Here is a 16143-nt window from a genome sequence, read left to right on the forward strand (position 1 = left end):
CCGGCCAAGTATGGACCTGGTGGCCGAGGCTGACAACGCTGAAGGCCTCGGGGACATTTTTGCGTTTGATCTGTTGGGATAATATTGATTTCTGCTATTTGCAGGAGCCGGGCGCCTGTTGGTCCCGGCGAGCAAACGAGAGCCACCAGAGCCATGCACGACGTCGGCGACCAGCCGGTCCAAGGAGAGCGCCAGATCAAAACTCCGCTGGTCATAGGGGTGGGCGCCTCGCCTGGTGCACTGGACAGCATCGAACGCTTCTTTGCCAAGCTGACCGTAGGCGCCGATCAGGCCATCGTGCTGGCGCTTCAGCATCATGAGACTTACGACGAGCAGCGGCTGCGCGGAATCGTGCAGGCGTCCAATGGCGGCAAGGTCGCCGATATCGGTGATGACCACGCGATCGAAGGCGGCATGATCTATCTGTGCCCGCCGGCGATGATCACCACGATCCAGAACAATCGGTTCGCGATCCGCAAGGCCGAGCAGGCGCCCGGCGAGCGCGCCACGATCGACAGCTTCCTGGTCTCGTTGGCCGAGGAGCGCGCCGAGCAATCCATCGGCGTCATTCTTGCCGGCACCGGCGGTGACGGCACGCTCGGCACGGCGACACTGAAGGATCACGGCGGCCTCGCCATTGCCGAAAAGCTAGCGAGCGAGGATGAGGCCGAGCAACTGCGCAACGGCAACACGCCCGCCGCCATCGCCGACTATGTGCTGCCGCCCGAGGACATCCCCGAGCACATCCAAGTCTATGCCCGTCATCTCAGGCGTCTGGAGGAGAAGCAGGGCTTCGACGAGGTCCTCGCCGCGGCCGCCAGTTCGCTGTCGCGCATCGCCGACATCCTGCGAAACAAGACCGGCAACGATTTCCACGGCTACAAGCAGAACACGTTCCTGCGCCGTGTGCAGCGGCGCATGCAGGTGGTCCGGATCGACGACATTGCCGCCTATGTGGATTTCCTTCGCAACGACAAGGACGAGGCCCAGTATCTCTTCAACGACCTCCTGATCGGCGTCACCGAATTCTTCCGCGACAAGCGCGAGTTCGAGGTGCTGGAGATGCAGATCATCCCGAAGATTTTCGAGGGCAAGGGCGCAGGCCAGCAGATCCGGGTTTGGGTGCTCGGCTGCGCCACCGGCGAGGAGGCCTACTCGATCGGCATTCTCCTGCGCGAGCACATGGCACGGATGGATTCCGTGCCGCAGGTGCAGATCTTCGCCACCGACATCGATGGTCGGGCGCTGGCGACCGCCCGCGTCGGCCGCTATCGCACCAATATCGAGACGGACATGACCAGCGAGCGGCTGGCGCGCTGGTTCGTGCGCGAGGGCGATACCTATTGCGTGGTGAAGGAGCTGCGCGAGATGTGCATCTTCTCGCAGCACAACGTCATCAAGGATGCGCCGTTCTCGAAGCTCGACCTCGTCTCCTGCCGCAATCTGCTGATCTATCTCAACGCCGAGCTGCAGAACCGGGTGATTCCGCTGTTCCATTTCGCGCTGCTGCCGGAGCGGTATCTGTTCCTCGGCAATTCCGAGAACGTGACCCGGCATCCGAAGCTGTTCGCGCCGGTCGACCGCCGCGCCCGGATCTTCAAGAAGCTCGAGACGGGAACGCGGCTGCCGCCGGAATTTCCGATCACGACCGCGGCGGGCAGGGTGCCGGTCGAGGTGCCGGCGATGCGCTCGTTCGGCCCCGACGTGGGCCTGGAGCGGCGCGCGCAGCGCATCGCGGAGCGCTATGCCCCGGCCTATGTCATCACCGACGAGAATTTCCAGGTTCTACATTTCTCCGGGCGCACCGGCCGCTACATCGAGCCGACGGCGGGCGCCGCCACGCTCGACCTGCTGCAGCTCGTGCACCGCGATCTGCGGCTGGAATTGCGCACCGCGCTCAGCCGCGCCTCCGATAGCAACGAGCCGGTTCATGCCGATCAGGTGCAGCTTGGCGCCAACGGTCACCGCGTCCTCGTCGACATCACGGTCGAGCCGATCCAGGAGGGCGCCGGCGGCCACCGCAATTTCGTCGTCCTGTTCAAGGACGGCCCTGCGCGAACCATCGAATCCGACCAGGCCAATCCCAACGTGCTGGTGCGCACCGAGCACGTCGAGCGCCTCGAGAATGATCTGCGCGCCACGCGCGAGCGCCTCCAGGCGACCATCGAGGAGCTCGAGAGCACCAACGAGGAGCTGAAATCGTCGAACGAGGAATATCAATCGCTGAACGAGGAGCTGCAGTCGGCCAACGAGGAGCTCGAGACCTCGCGCGAGGAGCTGCAGTCGGTCAACGAGGAGCTGACCACCGTCAACGGTGAGCTGGCACACCGCGTTCAGGAGCTGACGCGTGCCACCAGCGACCTCAAGAATTTCCTCGAAAGCACGCAGATCGCCACGGTCTTCCTCGACAACGATCTGCGCGTGATGAACTTCACGCCCGCCATCACCCAGCTGCTGCATCTGGTCGAGACCGATACGGGCCGGCCGATCAGCCATATCAAGGCGCGCATTCCGATCGAGGAGCTTTACGACGACATCCGCCGCGTTCTGCGCACGCTCGCCAGCGTCGAGCGCGAGCTGAGCGCGCCGGACAGCGGCACGCGTTACATCGTGCGCATCCTGCCATATCGCAGCGTCGACAATTTCATCGCCGGTGTCGTCATCACCTTCATCGACGTGACCGCCATCACCCGTGCCGAGGAGCGGCAGCGCCTGCTGCTCGCCGAGCTCCAGCACCGGGTTCGCAACACCCTCGGCGTGGTGCGCTCGATTGCCCGCCGCTCGGCGGAAACGAGCTCGACCGTGGAGGAATACGCCTCCCATCTCGACGGCCGTCTCAACGCCTTCGCCCGTACCCAGGCGCTGGTGACGCGCGATCCCGAAGGCGGCGTCGATCTCGAATATCTCGTGGTCGAGGAGCTGCTCGCCTATAATGCCAGGGAAGGCGAGCAGATGCGGGTCTCGGGCCCCAACATCCGCTTCCAGCCCAAGGCTGCCGAAACCTTCGCACTCGCCATTCACGAGCTCGCGACCAATGCGCTCAAATACGGCGCCTTGAGTCAGCCGAGCGGGCGCATCGAGGTGACCTGGCGCGTCGATGAGAGCACCGATCCGGCGGAGCTGGTGTTCGAGTGGCGCGAGCGCGGCGGGCCGCGTGTGACGGCAAGGCCGCGAAAGGGATTCGGAACCGAGCTTCTGGAGCGCACGCTGGCGTTCGAGCTGAAGGGGCAGACCACGATGACATTCAACCCGGCCGGGTTGCAATGCACCATCACCATCCCCCTGACCAAGCGTGCCTTCCACACACCGGTGGTGGCCGCCTGATGCCGTTGTCGACAGCCGATCGCAGCGTCCTGGAGCCGGCCATTCGCCGGCTGAATGCGTTGCGGCGGTTGTCGAACGAGGCTCGCGCGTCGCTGGAATACGCCATGCTCGAGGGTCTTCAACGTGCCGGATCCGGCGAGGATCTGATCACCGAGGGTGATCGCGTCGATGGCGTCCGAATCCTGTTGTCGGGCTGGCTCGGCCGCTACAAGACGCTGGAGGACGGCAGGCGCCAGATCGTCAATTTCATCTTCCCGGGCGAAAGCTGCGATGCGCACGCTTACCTGCTTTCGGAGATGGACCATTCGATCGTGGCGCTGACGCCCGTGGTCTATGCCGAGATCAAGCGCGCGCGATTCGAAGGTCTCCTCGCCAACAACCCCACGCTGTCGGAAGCCTTCTGGTGCGAGACGTTGCTCAACAGCGCGATCCAGCGAGAATGGGCGATCAATCTCGGCCGCCGGGTCGCGCTGGAGCGCGTGGCGCATCTGTTCTGCGAAATCGTCGAGCGGCTGCGCCCGGTGGGAATGGTCGACGGCAATTCCTGCCTCATGCCCGTGACGCAAACGGATCTCGCCGATGCCACCGGACTTTCCGTCGTTCACCTCAATCGGACGCTCCAGGAGCTGCGCGCGGCGGGGCTGATCGTGCTGCGCGAGCGGACGCTGACCATCCCGGACCTCGATGCGCTCAAGAACGCGGCGCTGTATTCGCCGAGCTATCTGCGGCTCTACCGCGAGACTGAAGCTATCAGGTGACGCCGTTCCGCCGCGGCGCGGGCTGGTTTTGCCCGTGACGCGCGGTCGCGATCATGCGGGTGTATGCCGCTGCCGGTCCTGCGCATCATCATCGTTCTCACTTGGAAACGGCTCGTGAGTTTGCCGGCCGAGAAACGTATCCGGGAGGGGTAGCTCCAGCGCTGCTCGTGCCTCGCGGATCGTCTTGCGAACCTCCTCGACGTGCTTCTCGTCCGACTGCAACGGATGGTGAATCGGCTTGGTCATCAAGCGCTCCCTAATCAGCAGGCGGGAGCACCATCGGTCTCTCAGCCACCAGCGCCTACGGGCAGAGCCTCAGCCGGTGATAATGTCACCGTACACCCGCTGTGTCGTTTCAGCTAAGGAATTCGGCGATCTGCTCGTTAAAACCCCTCCCGGGCCACGGGTGGCGGTTGAGAGCGTTCCGGCGGGGTTGTGACGGCTTGATCCAGGTTAATCGGCGACGCTTTTTGAGCCGTTGGCGCCATTTGAGTAACCTATGCAAGTGCGCGCTCGCGACTCTCCGTCGCATGATGCCTGATGCCAGAGACCCTGTTTGCCCGCGCAACACGCGTTATCGAAGAGAGCCGCGCCCTCCGGGAGCAGCACAGACAAGTCGCGGGACGCTACGGCGACGCGGTGAACGATTTGCGCCTCGCCATCATGGACAGCGCCATGCTTCGCTCCGAGATCAGGGCTCGCCGCGACAACGAAGAATCCTAACTCCGGTCTTTTCGCCGAAACAGGCAACCGTTCCCTTTCTGGAACGTTAGATCGTTGGCCAGGCTGTGTAGCCTGGCATCAACACCCGTCGGAACGCAACGGCGCGCTCGACCTCATGCACCAGGAGGACGCCTCATGAGGACGCGACATCGGTTCAAGCAAGTCGAAACTCTGGAAGCGCGGCTCGCCGCCGAGGCGGAGCGGCTACGCGAACAGGCCAGCTTGCTTCCGCCCGGCGCGGCGCGCGACGAAGTCCTGCGCAAGGCGCGTCAGGCGGAAACTGGGTCTCAGATGAGCGAGTGGCTGCGGTCGCCGGGCCTGCAGCCGCCAAGCTAGCCCGGCGCGATGCGCGTCGTCAGCGCCGCTTCGCGGCCTTGCTTCGCCGATTGTACGGGGAGCGGTTGACGGGCCGCAGCGAAATTCCTTCGCGTTGCGCCTTGCTGCGAATGGCCGTGACGGGGCGCTGCAGCTTGATGCTCATCACGCCGGTCGGCGTGTTGCCTTTCGCAAGCTGCTTCAGCTTGTTCACATCCGCCGCTGTCCACGGCTCGCGCGCGCGGCGCTTGTAGGCGGGATTTGCCTTGCGCGGTCCTTTGCGGCCGATCGGCGACCCCGGGCGTTTCAATGCTGCTTTTGCCATGATGATCCTCCTTCAGGTCGTCCTTGAACATACGAATCAGCATTTCGGTTCCGGCGCAGTCCGGATCGATCGGTCCTGCGGTTGTGATTTGCGCAAAATCGCGCAGCGTTAACTTATTGAAATGCCGGAACCGGCTGTTGCGACGGAAGCTACAGTCGTTGCCGGGCCGAGCCGCCTCGACCGGCAAGCGACTTGAGTGACAAGAGAGCCTGGGCCCCGGCGCCCGATCCCCCGCCGGGGCCGATTTCCTTTCAACCGAATTGTCCACGAAAGTTCAAAAGTACAAATGACCGCCAAACGTAACCGCAGGAAACAGACCCAAACGCTTCAGGAGCGGCTAGCCGCCTTTGCCGAAAGCGCCCGCGAGCGCGCCCGCAACTTGCCGCCCGGCAGGGAACGCGAGATGCTGCTGCGTCGCGCCAAGCAGAACGAAGTGACCTCGAACCTCACGGATTGGCTCAGCGCACCCGTCGCTCCAAGGCGAGGACATCTATAGTGGCAAGTATCAAGCACTACCGCGCGTTCCAGATCGATCCGGACGGGCACGTGTTCGGATGCATCAACCTCGTCTGCGACGACGACGAGCAGGCCAAGCGCGAAGCCGCCTCGCTCGTCCTGGTGCATCGCATCGAGCTGTGGCGGCTCGATCAACGGATCGCCAAATTCGATGCGCCGCAGGAGCTTGTTCGCCAGTAAGGCTTGGGAACCGCGCGCTGGGCGCCGGGTTGGGTCGGAGGGATTCGACTTCGCCAGGAGCCAGCATGACGGACGCCGACATTCGCAAGGGGATGCCGCCCGTCAAGCTGTCGCGTGAGGAGTTCGAGCGGCGCTACAAGCGTCAGTTCGTCGATCCCGCCTTTGCTCCGCTTGGGCGCGAGCTCGATGCCATCATCGCTGCGGCCTGGGACGCCTACAGCCATTCGCGCAAGGCACCGTTGACGCGGAAGGCCGGCGCAGGCTTTTCCGACCCGAACTACGATCTTGCCGTCGACTGGCTCGATGCGCGCTCAAAAATCCTGGAGGCGCAGCGTCGCCACGACGATGCCGACGAGACGCCGCGCATCCTGATCATCAACGGCTCGGCCCGCAGCGAGCACACCTGTCCCGGCGAGATGTCCAAGACCTGGCGGCTGGTCAAGCTGGCCGAGCCCGTCTTCATCGAGATGGGATTTGCCGTCGACATCCTCGATCTGTCGCGCCTCGCTTCGGAATTCGGCAAAACCATTCATCCCTGCAAGTCCTGCGTCGGCACCGCCATGCCGCTGTGCCACTGGCCGTGCAGCTGCTATCCGAACTACTCGCTGGGCCAGACCCACGACTGGATGAACGAGATCTATCCGCTCTGGGTTGCCGCCCACGGCATTCTGATCGTGGCGCCCGTGAACTGGTATCACGTGCCCGCCGGTCTCAAGGCGATGATGGACCGCATGGTCTGCGCCGACGGCGGCAATCCCGATCCGACCTCGACCCACGGCAAGAACGCCGCGGAAGCCAAGGCGATCGAGCTGAAGGGCTGGCCCTATCCGCGTCATCTCGCCGGCCGCCATTTCGGCCTCGTCGTTCACGGCGATGCGGTCGGCGCCGAGGGCGTGCGACGGGGCTTGTCCGACTGGCTGACCGACATGCAGCTGATCTCGGCAGGGCGCTACGCCGAGCTCGACGGTTATGTCGGCTACGACGAGCCATACGCCACATCCCATCGTGAGCTCGACGAGGACCGCGAATTCCAGCAGGAAGTGCAGAATGCGGCGCGCGCGCTCGGCAATGCCGTCCGGCTCGCGCGAAGCGGGCGCCTCGATGAGCCCGGCGCCGGTCTTGCGGACCCGAACCCCAAATGACTGGCGCGCCACCCCTTGAATGCCTGATCGTCGGAGGCGGGCCGGCGGGACTGATGGCCGCGATCTATCTAGCGCGCTTCCGCCGCCGCGTCTGCGTCGTGGACGCCGGCGCGAGCCGGGCGGCCCTGATCCCGCGCAGCCACAATGTCCCCGGCTTCGTCCACGGCCTGTCCGGCGCGGAACTGATCGAGCGGATGTCGGCCCAGCTGAACGAGCTCGCCGTCACACGCGTGGAGGCCGAGGTCACGGCATTGCAGCGTCACGAACACGGTTTCGAAGCGAGCTGGAATGGCGGCATGCATGCGGCCGCCACGGTCATTCTCGCCTGCGGGATCGTCGATACCCATCCGCCATTTGCGGAGTGGCGCGCGGCGGTCGCGGACGGACTCTTGCGCTATTGCCCGATCTGCGACGCCTTCGAGGCCGCCGGCCGCCGCATTGGCGTCGTCGGGCCGCTGGATCGTGCCGCCGCAAAGGCGCTCTTCCTGCGTGGCTATGCGCGCGACGTGACGCTGCTTGCGACCGGCGCGGACGACGCGAAGGCCGCAACGTCGGAGCTGTCCGAGGCGGGCGTCGGAATCGTGTTCGCGCCCGAGCTGCGCCTGGCGCGGCGAGGCGGCGGCGTTGAAGCGGATTTCGCCGACGGACGTACCGCGCAATTCGACATCGTCTATCCTGCGATGGGCGCGGAGGTCCGCTCCCAGCTCGCGATGGCGCTGGGCGCCGACCACACTGCGGACGGTCATCTGAAGGTCGACGATCACCAGCGCACGTCGATCGCCGGGCTCTACGGAATCGGCGACGTCGTCACCGACCTGCACCAGATCTCGGTCGCGTTCGGCCACGCGGCAATCGCGGCCTGCACGATCCACAACAGCCTGCCGCCGCGATTTGCGTGATGGGACGGCGGTGAGCCTCACAATCGACTGGAACCGGGAACGAAGCGCGTTGCCCCGCTTTGGTCGAGCGGAGCGGGGCGCGCAACTGGAGACAACCGATGGCTCAATCCGAAGACATGACCCGCTGCATCGCGCTTTGCATGAGCTGCTACCAGACATGTCTCGGCACGGCGATGAACCATTGCCTCGAGACCGGCGGCAAGCATGTTGAGCCGAAACATTTCCGCCTGATGATGGCCTGCGCCGAGATCTGCCGGACCGCCGCGCACTTCATGCTGATCAACACGCCGCATCATAAGCACACCTGCGGTGAGTGCGCCGAAATCTGCACCGAATGTGCCGAGGATTGCGCCCGGATCGGCGGCATGGACGAATGCGTCGCGACGTGCCGCTCCTGCGCCCAATCCTGCCGCGCGATGGCGGCTTGAGGAGGTGCCCATGCTGGAAGAGAAACTCAAGGAAGCGATCGTCGGCGAATTGCAGCGTCAGGCCGCCGACCGGCCGCAATCGCTGAAGGTGCAGGGCGCGGGAGACGCAGCGGCCTCGGAGGAGCTGACCGTCAACGGCAAGATCGACCTCGGCGCGCTTGTCATGGTGATCGCAGGATCGGTCGCCGGCGGGCCTTGAGCTCGATCGTCGACCGCGGCCTCAGCCATACTCCTCGCCGATGCCGTATTCCCGGTAGATCTGCAGCGGGTCGAGCTCGGGAAACAGACGGCATTTGGCCTGCGCAAGATGCAGGCTCACCGCTGCCGGCTCCTTGCCGTTCGCGAGCAGCTTGCGGATGTCCTCCATATGCGCGTTCGGCTGGTGCTTCGGTTCGAGCTGCTCCAGCGCGACCAGGGCGGTCGCGAGTGCCTCGGTCAGAACCCAGTCGTCGTGGCCCGTGATTCCCTTCTTCGACATCGGAAGAACCCCACATCTGGTGGCGGTCACAGTTTACCGCGCCTTCGGCCAAATCGCCATTGAGCCGTTGCGGGCCCCTCGCGCGCGAGGCCATGGGCCATGCTCCAGCTTGCCTTATGGCCGCGTCAGGCTAAAAGGCGGCTAGTTGCGGGGGCGGCAGTATCCTTGTTGAAACAAACTTGGCGTAGACGGGCCGTATCCAGGCTCGCCGTTCCGGTCTGGGTCCCGATCCCGCACTTCGCAGCACCATAGGGTTGCGACCCCCTGAAGGTTTCGAGCCAGCATGGTTTTTCTCAGTTTCGTCTACCGCTTCCTCACCAATTTCGCCTTCATGGCGGTGGTCTATTTCAGCTTGAACTTCATGGAAAAGTATCCGAACCGGGCGATCCTGGCGATCCTGGTGCTGGTCTATGCCGCCATGCGCGCGGCCTCGACGCTGCGGGCGTTCTACTTCTTCCAGAAGATCGAGAAGCTGGAGGCCGAGACCAAGCGCCTTCAGGCTCCGATCAACGACGGTTCGGGCAGCACCACCGCGCGCAAGCAGGTGATCACCGACGTCGCGCGGCTGCGGCGGGACGGCGAGCTCAAGTCCTACATGGACCTGTTCTTCCTGGCGCTGATCGTGCTGCTCTGCGTCGCCGCCATCATGCGGCAATAGCAGATCACGCGCGTTTTTTCAGGCTGGCGACGCGGGTCGGACGGGGCGGCACGCCCTTGGAGGCCGCGCCATTGGCCGCGGCGCTCTTCGCCGCGGTACTCTTGGGTACGATGTCGACGGGCTGCGCGGCGTGATCCGCTGCAGCCGGCGCCGCCTGGGCGGTACGCCGCCCATGCAGCTTGGCCGTCTTGCCCTTCGCGCCCCTGCCCTGTGCTGCCTTGTCCTTGGCCGGATGTGGCCTCTCGGCCGCCATGGCGAGCCGGGTCGCGGCGCGCCGCGATGAGGTCGTCGACATCAGCACCTCGACCGAGCCTTCCGGAATCGCGAACAGATCGCGACCCGGGACGGGCAGGGTGGATGCGAGGTCGATCTGGCCCTTGCTCCGGCGCGGCAGCAGCGACTGATGTTCGCCCTGCACATTGAGGTCCGCGAGCGCGGGCGCCGGCAGCGTCCTGGTCTGCGTGAACACGAAATGCGGCACGCGTGGCCAGCGCGCGATCGGCGTCGTCTCGGTTGGCGGATGCATCAGCCATTCGACCGGCGTGGTCGGCGTCGCCGGCCGCTCGGCCGTGGCAGGCACCACATGCACGATGCGATAGCCGCGCGCCTTGAGGTCGCGGATGATCTTGGGCAGCGCCGCCACCGTGCGGGCCTGAATGTCGTGCAGCAGCAGGATGCCCTTGCCCTTGGCCTCCAGCCGCTGGATCGCGAGCTGGTAGACGCGGTCGGACGAGACGTGCCGCCAATCGTCGGCCGGGAAGTCGGCGCTCCAGACCTGGAGGCCGCGCGAGATCAGATGGTTCTCGATGCCCTCGGCGCGCATCAGCCCGGGAATGCGGAAGAACGGGGCGAGCTGCGACGGATCGGTCATCGCGGCTGCGGTCCATTCGATGCCGCCATTGATCTCCGCCTCGGCCTTCTCGATCGGCATCCGGTCGAAGGTCAGCGGATGGTCCATGCTGTGCGTGCCGACGGTATGGCCCGCCGCGACCAGCTTGCGCACGCCTTCCGGATTGGCCTTGGCCTGGTTGCCGACGATGAAGAAGGTCGCCTTGATGCATTCGTCGGCGAGGATCTTGAGCACCTGGTTCGAATATTTCGGGATCGGACCATCGTCGAAGGTCAGGACGACCTCATGGTCCTTCAGCGGCAGCGTCTCGCGGTACTGCATGGTGCCGATCAGCGGATGTTCGCGCGGATCGACAACGAGGGTGCGGGAGGTGCCGAGGGCGTCGGGGTGGCCGGGACACTCGGCTGCGAGCGCGGCCGGCGAACCGGCGGTGAGCATTCCCAGACAGAGGACGATCCACGATCGCGTCCGCAAAACAACGCTACTTCCGATCATGAACCTCGTCTGCCCCCATGCAATTTGGCGCCCTAGATAGGTCGGAGATGGCTCAAAACGGTTCAGCCGCAGCCGCTCTCATCTTCACGGGGTAGCATGAACAGAGTGTTAATTGGCCCCAAATCACCCCATTTTGCCCGGGCGTGACATTCCGGCATCAGCGCGTATCGGCGCTCTTCTGTGATGTGCCCGCCGGGACGATGTGGACCACCCGATAGTCGTTCTCCCTCAGATACCGTAGAAACGCCGGCATCATTGCGGCCGTGCGCGCCTTGTTGTCGTGGAAGAGGATGATGCCCTTTCCGCTCGCGGCGAGACGCTCGGTGACGAGCTTCAATTGCTGCTCCGGCGTCAACTCCTCCCAGTCGCTGGCCCATAAATCGGCCCCGAACACAATGATGCCGCGCGACTGGAGCAGGTCGAGCTGCGCTTGGGTCGACTCGAAATAGGGAAAGCGGAAGAACGGCGTCGAGGGTGTCGTCGTCGAGACTCCGTGTAGCGCCATTTCGTCTGCGGCAATGCCCCGATCGATGTCGGCCATGGCCTTCTCGAACGGAATACGCCCCATGAACGGATGCGAGTAGGAGTGATGCCCGACGGTGTGGCCCTCGCGGGCGATGCGCTTGACCATGTCCGGGTGCTCGGAGGCGTGCTGGCCGATCAGGAAAAAGGTCGCGCGCACGCATTCCTGTGCCAGCGCCGCCAGCACTTTCGACGTCGTCGGCGGGTTCGGCCCGTCGTCGAAGGTCAGCACGACCTCGCGATCGGCCAGCGGCAGCGTCTGCGGAAAGCTCTTCAGGCCCACGCGCGGATAGGTCTTGGGATCGACGCTGAAGACGCGCGAGGTGCCGAGCGCGTCCTTGCGCGGGCACTCGGCGGCCTCCGTCTCGGCGGCGCCGATGACGGTCGCGGCATTGCCGATGACGGTTGCGACAAGCGCGCCCGCCATGGTCGAGGTCCACCTTAGTCGCAGCATCTTTGCCATTGCGCTCGGCTTTGCCTTGTGGGTATTGCCTGAAGCCTCAGCTCACACCACCGGTTCCAACCTGTCAAACGGCGAGGCGCGCCATGGATGAACATCTGGACGTTGCCCCATCGGCTGCGGATTCGGTACTCGACCACGTGCCGATGCGCAATGAAGACGGCGATATCAGGCACGAATTCGTCGAGGAGGTCGCCCGTGCGATCGAGGCCGGGGACAGCGCGGCGCTGCGTGCCTGCGTCGCGGAGCTGCACGAGGCCGATCTCGGCGATCTGATCGGCGCCCTCGAGCCCGACGACCGCGTCCGCCTGGTCGAGCTCACCGGCCGCGATTTCGATTTCTCGGCGCTGAACGAGGTCGATGAGACCGTCCGCGAGGAGATCCTCGAGGAGCTGCCGCCGGAGACGGTCGCCGAGGGCGTCCGCGAGCTCGAATCCGACGATGCGGTCGAGCTCTTGGAAACCCTCGGTGCCGAGGAGCAGGAAGAGATTCTGGAGAAGCTGCCGCTCAAGGAGCGCGTCGCGCTCGAGCGCAGCCTGCTGTACCCGGAGAACTCCGCCGGCCGCCGCATGCAGACCGAGTTCATCGCCGTGCCCCAGGATTTCACGGTCGGCCAGGCGATCGACTACATGCGTGAGACGCCGGATCTGCCCGACCGCTTCTACGAGATCTACGTCGTCGACAAGGAACAGCACTGGCAGGGCGCGGTGCCGCTCGACGTGCTCCTGCGCACGCGCCGGCCGGTGGCGCTGACCGAGCTCACCGACGAGGACCGCCGCCGCGTCTCCGTCCTGGAGGACCAGGAAGAGGTGGCGCGCATGTTCGGCAAATACAATCTCGTCGCTGCGCCCGTGCTCGACACCCAGGATCGCCTCGTCGGCGTCATCACCGTCGACGACGTCGTCGACGTCATCGAGGAGGAGGCGGACGAGGACCTCAAGGCGCTCGGCGGTGTCACCAGCGACGAAGAGCTGTCGGACACGTTCCTCACCATCGCCCGCGGCCGCTTCAACTGGCTGCTGGTGAACCTCGCCACCGCGTTCCTGGCGTCCTCCGTGCTCGGCCTGTTCGAGGGCCAGCTGGAGAAGATGGTCGCGCTCGCGGTGCTGGCGCCGATCGTGGCGAGCCAGGGCGGCAATGCCGCGACCCAGACCATGACGGTGGCGGTGCGGGCGCTGGCGACGCGCGAGCTCGGTCCCTCCAACGCCTGGCGCGTGGTGATGCGCGAGGCCCTGGTGGGCCTCGTCAACGGCCTCGCCTTCGCCGTGATCACCGGCATCGCCGCGGTGGCCTGGTTCAAGATCCCGGGCCTCGGCATCGTTATCGGGCTCGCCATCGTCTGCAACCTCGTGGCCGGCGCGCTCGGCGGCATCCTGATCCCGATGGCGCTGGATCGCGTGCGGGCCGACCCGGCGGTGGCGTCGGGCACGTTCGTGACCACCGTGACCGACGTCGTCGGCTTCTTCTCCTTCCTCGGGATTGCGACGCTCTGGTTCGGGTTGAAGTAGGTCTCACCCCATCGTCATTCCGGGGCGCGCCACTTGGCGCGAACCCGGAATCCATTTGTCCGCGTCGACGCTGCACAATGGATTCCGGGCTCGCGCTTCGCGCGCCCCGGAATGACGACAACCGTCTTTAATCCGACTTTAAGCGACCTGCCGCATCATCGCCTTTGCTTGGGGGAATGGGCATGCGGTTGCGGCTGAAGGCGGACGGACGGATCGTCGAATTGCGGAATGGGCAGGAATTTCCGGTCCAGCCGCTTTCGGTTCAGCCGACGACCAATGCGGCGCCGTCTGACACCGGCCCGCTCGCGGTGCGCGATCTGCGCCGGCGCGCCTGCCTGACCCAGATGGAGTTCGCCGCCAGGCTCGGCGTACCCGTCGAGACCATCCGCAACTGGGAGCAGGGCAAACGCGCCCCGCGCGGCCCGGCCCGCGCACTGCTCACGGTGATCGCGCATGCCCCCGACACGGTGTTCCAGGCGCTCGCCAAGACCTGACGCCAAGGCCTGACGCCAAAGGCCTGACGCCAAGGCCCGACGCCGAGGCCTGACGCACAACCTCCCGTTAGGCCTGCATCGAATATCCCGCCTGGCTGCCGCGGCTTCCGTTGGCAGTATCATCGACCGGGTCCATAATGACTTCTGGGGCTGTCGCAACGGAAGAGGATTCCTCATGCTGTTCGTCGAGGCCAATGGCGCAAGGATTCCGGCGATCGGTCTCGGGACCTGGGAGCTGAGCGGAAGGCCGGCCGCGCGCGTGGTCGAGCAGGCGCTACGGCTCGGCTATCGCCATATCGACACCGCGCAGGTCTACGACAATGAGCGCGAGGTCGGCGACGGTTTGCGCGCCTCCGGCGTGCGCCGCGACGACGTATTCCTCACCACCAAGGTCTGGACCAACCATTTCGCACCCCATGATCTCGAACGCTCGGTGAAGGAGAGCCTCGCTCGCCTGCGGCTTCCCTCGGTCGATCTGTTGTTGCTGCACTGGCCCAATCCTCATGTGCCGCTCGCGGAGACGCTGGGCGCGCTGTCGCATGCGAAGACGATGGGCCTGACCCGCCACATCGGCGTCTCCAATTTCACCGTGGCACTGATCGAGCAGGCGGTCGCGCTGTCGGCGGAGCCGCTGGTCTGCAACCAGGTCGAGTATCACCCCTATCTCGATCAGGCGAAGGTACGGGCGGCCTGCGACCAGCATGGCCTTGCCCTCGTCGCCTACAGCCCGATCGCCAAGGGCCGCATCAAGTCCGACCAGACGCTGGCCGAGATCGGTCGCGTCCACCGCAAGACGGCGGCGCAGGTCTGCCTGCGCTGGCTGGTGCAGCAGAATGTCGCTGCGATCCCGCGCACCTCGCGCATCGAGCGCCTGTCGGAGAACATCGAGATCTTCGATTTCGAGCTGTCGGAAGACGAGATGGACCGGATCGCCGCGCTCGCCAATCCGAAGGGACGCCTGACCGACTTTGGCTTCGCCCCGAAATGGGATTGAGAGGGACCCGGGGTATGCTAGGACCGCGGGGGCAACCCAAGATCGGTCGATGGAACTGGGGAAGATCATACGGACGGACATTGCCGCCTCGGCAATCGCCCATCTGACGTTGGTGGCGCTGATCATCGTGATTAGCGAGGTCCGTCCGTTTCATAGTCAGGCGCCCGAAACCGTCGCGGTCGACATCGTCACGCCGGAGCAGGTGAAGCAGGAGGAAACCAAGGCCGAGGAGAAGAAGGAAGAGGCGAAGCCGCCAGAGCCGCTCCCCGATCTGAAGCTGCCGAAGCCGGATATCACCGACAAGGCGGAGGCATCGAAGCCTGCGGCCAGGCCGCAGGCGGCAGAACCATCGCCGTCACAGCAGGCCTCGCCCGAGCCGCAGCAGAAGCAGCCGCAGGCCTCGAAGCAGCGTGAGGCCAACGCGCCGCCGCAGGCCGCGCCGCCGCCGGCCTATCAGACGCCGCAACCGGACGTCACCATCAAGTACGGGGTCATGCTGGGCTTGCCGCCCGAATTGCCGGTCGAGCCGAAAGGCGCCAAGGATGACGGCGGCGATGCCAACGATTCGATCGCTGCGAAGCTTCCGCCCGAGGTCGTCGCGGAGCTTCGCCGTCACTTGCGCGGCTGCGCCAAGCTGCCGGCCGGCGTCGCACCGACCGACAACGTCCATGTCAAGCTGCGCACCGTGTTCGCCACCGACGGCACGCTGGCGCGCGAGCCCATCCTGATCGAGGCGCCGCCGTCCGCCAAGGGCGTGGCCATCGTCAAGTCCGCAACGAGCGCGCTGCAGAACTGCCAACCCTACAAGATGTTGCCGGCCAATCTGTACGGGGAATGGAAGGTGCTGGATCTGCCGTTCAGCCCGAAGGATTTCGGCGGATAGCGCATCGTCGTGTAGTCGTGTAGCCCGGATGGAGCAAAGCGTAATCCGGGGCTGCTCGCCCGGCAGCTCGAATTGTCCCGGATTACGCTCGCGCTCCATCCGGGCTACGAGAGCAGGGTGTTTCGCTTCTCTGTCAACCTGCCCGCTCTAAAATATTCCGCTTTACCGAAATTCGGAAATGACGTATTTGT

20 protein-coding genes are annotated in these 16143 nt (G+C 65.2%); 15 read left to right on the forward strand and 5 right to left on the reverse strand.

The features are described 5' to 3' along the window. The first annotated feature begins 153 nt into the window (after positions 1 to 153). Positions 154 to 3324 (forward strand): CheR family methyltransferase, encoded by a 3171-nt coding sequence (locus ACTEK7_RS00120; protein WP_225148385.1) that lies wholly within the window; start codon positions 154 to 156, stop codon positions 3322 to 3324. Next, entirely contained in the window at positions 3324 to 4082 is a 759-nt protein-coding gene (locus ACTEK7_RS00125) for a Crp/Fnr family transcriptional regulator (RefSeq protein WP_225148386.1), read from the forward strand. The genes ACTEK7_RS00120 and ACTEK7_RS00125 overlap by 1 nt, the downstream gene beginning before the upstream one ends. A 51-nt stretch (positions 4083 to 4133) precedes the next feature. On the opposite strand, the gene ACTEK7_RS00130 is transcribed toward ACTEK7_RS00125, so the two are convergent. After that, positions 4134 to 4328, reverse strand: a complete 195-nt coding sequence (locus tag ACTEK7_RS00130; RefSeq protein ID WP_225148387.1) for a hypothetical protein — start codon at positions 4326 to 4328, stop codon at positions 4134 to 4136. Positions 4329 to 4622: 294 nt separating this feature from the next. On the opposite strand from ACTEK7_RS00130, the gene ACTEK7_RS00135 reads away from it, so the two are divergent. Beyond that, entirely contained in the window at positions 4623 to 4805 is a 183-nt protein-coding gene (locus ACTEK7_RS00135) for a hypothetical protein (protein ID WP_225135755.1), read from the forward strand. Between the two features lie 135 nt (positions 4806 to 4940). Further along, positions 4941 to 5141, forward strand: a complete 201-nt coding sequence (locus ACTEK7_RS00140) for a hypothetical protein (protein ID WP_225148388.1) — start codon at positions 4941 to 4943, stop codon at positions 5139 to 5141. Between the two features lie 19 nt (positions 5142 to 5160). Here ACTEK7_RS00140 and ACTEK7_RS00145 read toward each other — a convergent pair whose 3' ends face one another. Further along, a complete protein-coding gene (locus ACTEK7_RS00145) occupies positions 5161 to 5445 on the reverse strand; it encodes a hypothetical protein (protein ID WP_225130075.1) in 285 nt (94 codons plus the stop codon). Between the two features lie 286 nt (positions 5446 to 5731). Here ACTEK7_RS00145 and ACTEK7_RS00150 point away from each other — a divergent pair, with 286 nt between their 5' ends. From ACTEK7_RS00150 to ACTEK7_RS00175, 6 genes are all read left to right on the forward strand, one after another. Beyond that, positions 5732 to 5941, forward strand: coding sequence for a hypothetical protein (locus ACTEK7_RS00150; RefSeq protein WP_036025634.1), 210 nt, complete (start codon positions 5732 to 5734; stop codon positions 5939 to 5941). Continuing rightward, positions 5941 to 6141 carry a hypothetical protein gene (locus ACTEK7_RS00155; RefSeq protein WP_036013732.1) on the forward strand — a complete coding sequence of 67 codons (201 nt, stop codon included), beginning with the start codon at positions 5941 to 5943 and terminating at the stop codon, positions 6139 to 6141. The genes ACTEK7_RS00150 and ACTEK7_RS00155 overlap by 1 nt, the downstream gene beginning before the upstream one ends. A 65-nt stretch (positions 6142 to 6206) precedes the next feature. Then, entirely contained in the window at positions 6207 to 7283 is a 1077-nt protein-coding gene (locus tag ACTEK7_RS00160; RefSeq protein WP_225148389.1) for a flavodoxin family protein, read from the forward strand. After that, positions 7280 to 8182: an NAD(P)/FAD-dependent oxidoreductase gene (locus tag ACTEK7_RS00165; protein WP_225148390.1), complete on the forward strand. Its 903-nt coding sequence runs from the start codon at positions 7280 to 7282 to the stop codon at positions 8180 to 8182. Before ACTEK7_RS00160 ends, ACTEK7_RS00165 begins: the two co-directional genes overlap by 4 nt. Positions 8183 to 8280: 98 nt before the next feature. Next, positions 8281 to 8610, forward strand: coding sequence for a four-helix bundle copper-binding protein (locus ACTEK7_RS00170; protein WP_036013740.1), 330 nt, complete (start codon positions 8281 to 8283; stop codon positions 8608 to 8610). Positions 8611 to 8620: 10 nt separating this feature from the next. Beyond that, entirely contained in the window at positions 8621 to 8809 is a 189-nt protein-coding gene (locus tag ACTEK7_RS00175) for a hypothetical protein (protein WP_036013742.1), read from the forward strand. Positions 8810 to 8830: 21 nt separating this feature from the next. On the opposite strand, the gene ACTEK7_RS00180 is transcribed toward ACTEK7_RS00175, so the two are convergent. Next, on the reverse strand, positions 8831 to 9088 hold the full coding sequence (locus ACTEK7_RS00180; RefSeq protein ID WP_036013744.1) for a hypothetical protein: 258 nt from the start codon (positions 9086 to 9088) through the stop codon (positions 8831 to 8833). A gap of 283 nt (positions 9089 to 9371) precedes the next feature. Between ACTEK7_RS00180 and ACTEK7_RS00185 the strand changes: the two genes are divergently transcribed. Continuing rightward, the gene (locus tag ACTEK7_RS00185; RefSeq protein WP_036013747.1) at positions 9372 to 9746 is read left to right on the forward strand and encodes a hypothetical protein; all 375 of its coding nucleotides are present in this window, start codon (positions 9372 to 9374) and stop codon (positions 9744 to 9746) included. A 4-nt stretch (positions 9747 to 9750) separates the two neighbouring features. Here ACTEK7_RS00185 and ACTEK7_RS00190 read toward each other — a convergent pair whose 3' ends face one another. Continuing rightward, positions 9751 to 11091 (reverse strand): polysaccharide deacetylase family protein, encoded by a 1341-nt coding sequence (locus ACTEK7_RS00190; RefSeq protein WP_225148391.1) that lies wholly within the window; start codon positions 11089 to 11091, stop codon positions 9751 to 9753. A 157-nt stretch (positions 11092 to 11248) separates the two neighbouring features. Further along, positions 11249 to 12040 (reverse strand): polysaccharide deacetylase family protein, encoded by a 792-nt coding sequence (locus ACTEK7_RS00195; RefSeq protein ID WP_036013750.1) that lies wholly within the window; start codon positions 12038 to 12040, stop codon positions 11249 to 11251. 119 nt (positions 12041 to 12159) lie between these two features. Between ACTEK7_RS00195 and mgtE the strand changes: the two genes are divergently transcribed. The 4 genes from mgtE to ACTEK7_RS00215 all read left to right on the forward strand — a co-directional run bounded on the left by mgtE (position 12160) and on the right by ACTEK7_RS00215 (position 15952). After that, complete coding sequence (gene mgtE, locus ACTEK7_RS00200; protein WP_225148392.1) at positions 12160 to 13581, forward strand: magnesium transporter; 1422 nt, start codon at positions 12160 to 12162, stop codon at positions 13579 to 13581. 176 nt (positions 13582 to 13757) lie between these two features. After that, positions 13758 to 14075 (forward strand): helix-turn-helix domain-containing protein, encoded by a 318-nt coding sequence (locus ACTEK7_RS00205; RefSeq protein WP_225148393.1) that lies wholly within the window; start codon positions 13758 to 13760, stop codon positions 14073 to 14075. Between the two features lie 175 nt (positions 14076 to 14250). Next, complete coding sequence (locus ACTEK7_RS00210) at positions 14251 to 15069, forward strand: aldo/keto reductase (RefSeq protein WP_036013757.1); 819 nt, start codon at positions 14251 to 14253, stop codon at positions 15067 to 15069. A gap of 49 nt (positions 15070 to 15118) precedes the next feature. Further along, entirely contained in the window at positions 15119 to 15952 is an 834-nt protein-coding gene (locus ACTEK7_RS00215) for a hypothetical protein (protein ID WP_225148394.1), read from the forward strand. The last annotated feature ends 191 nt before the right edge of the window (positions 15953 to 16143 follow it).

Source organism: Bradyrhizobium sp. JHI2711 (assembly GCF_056156565.1).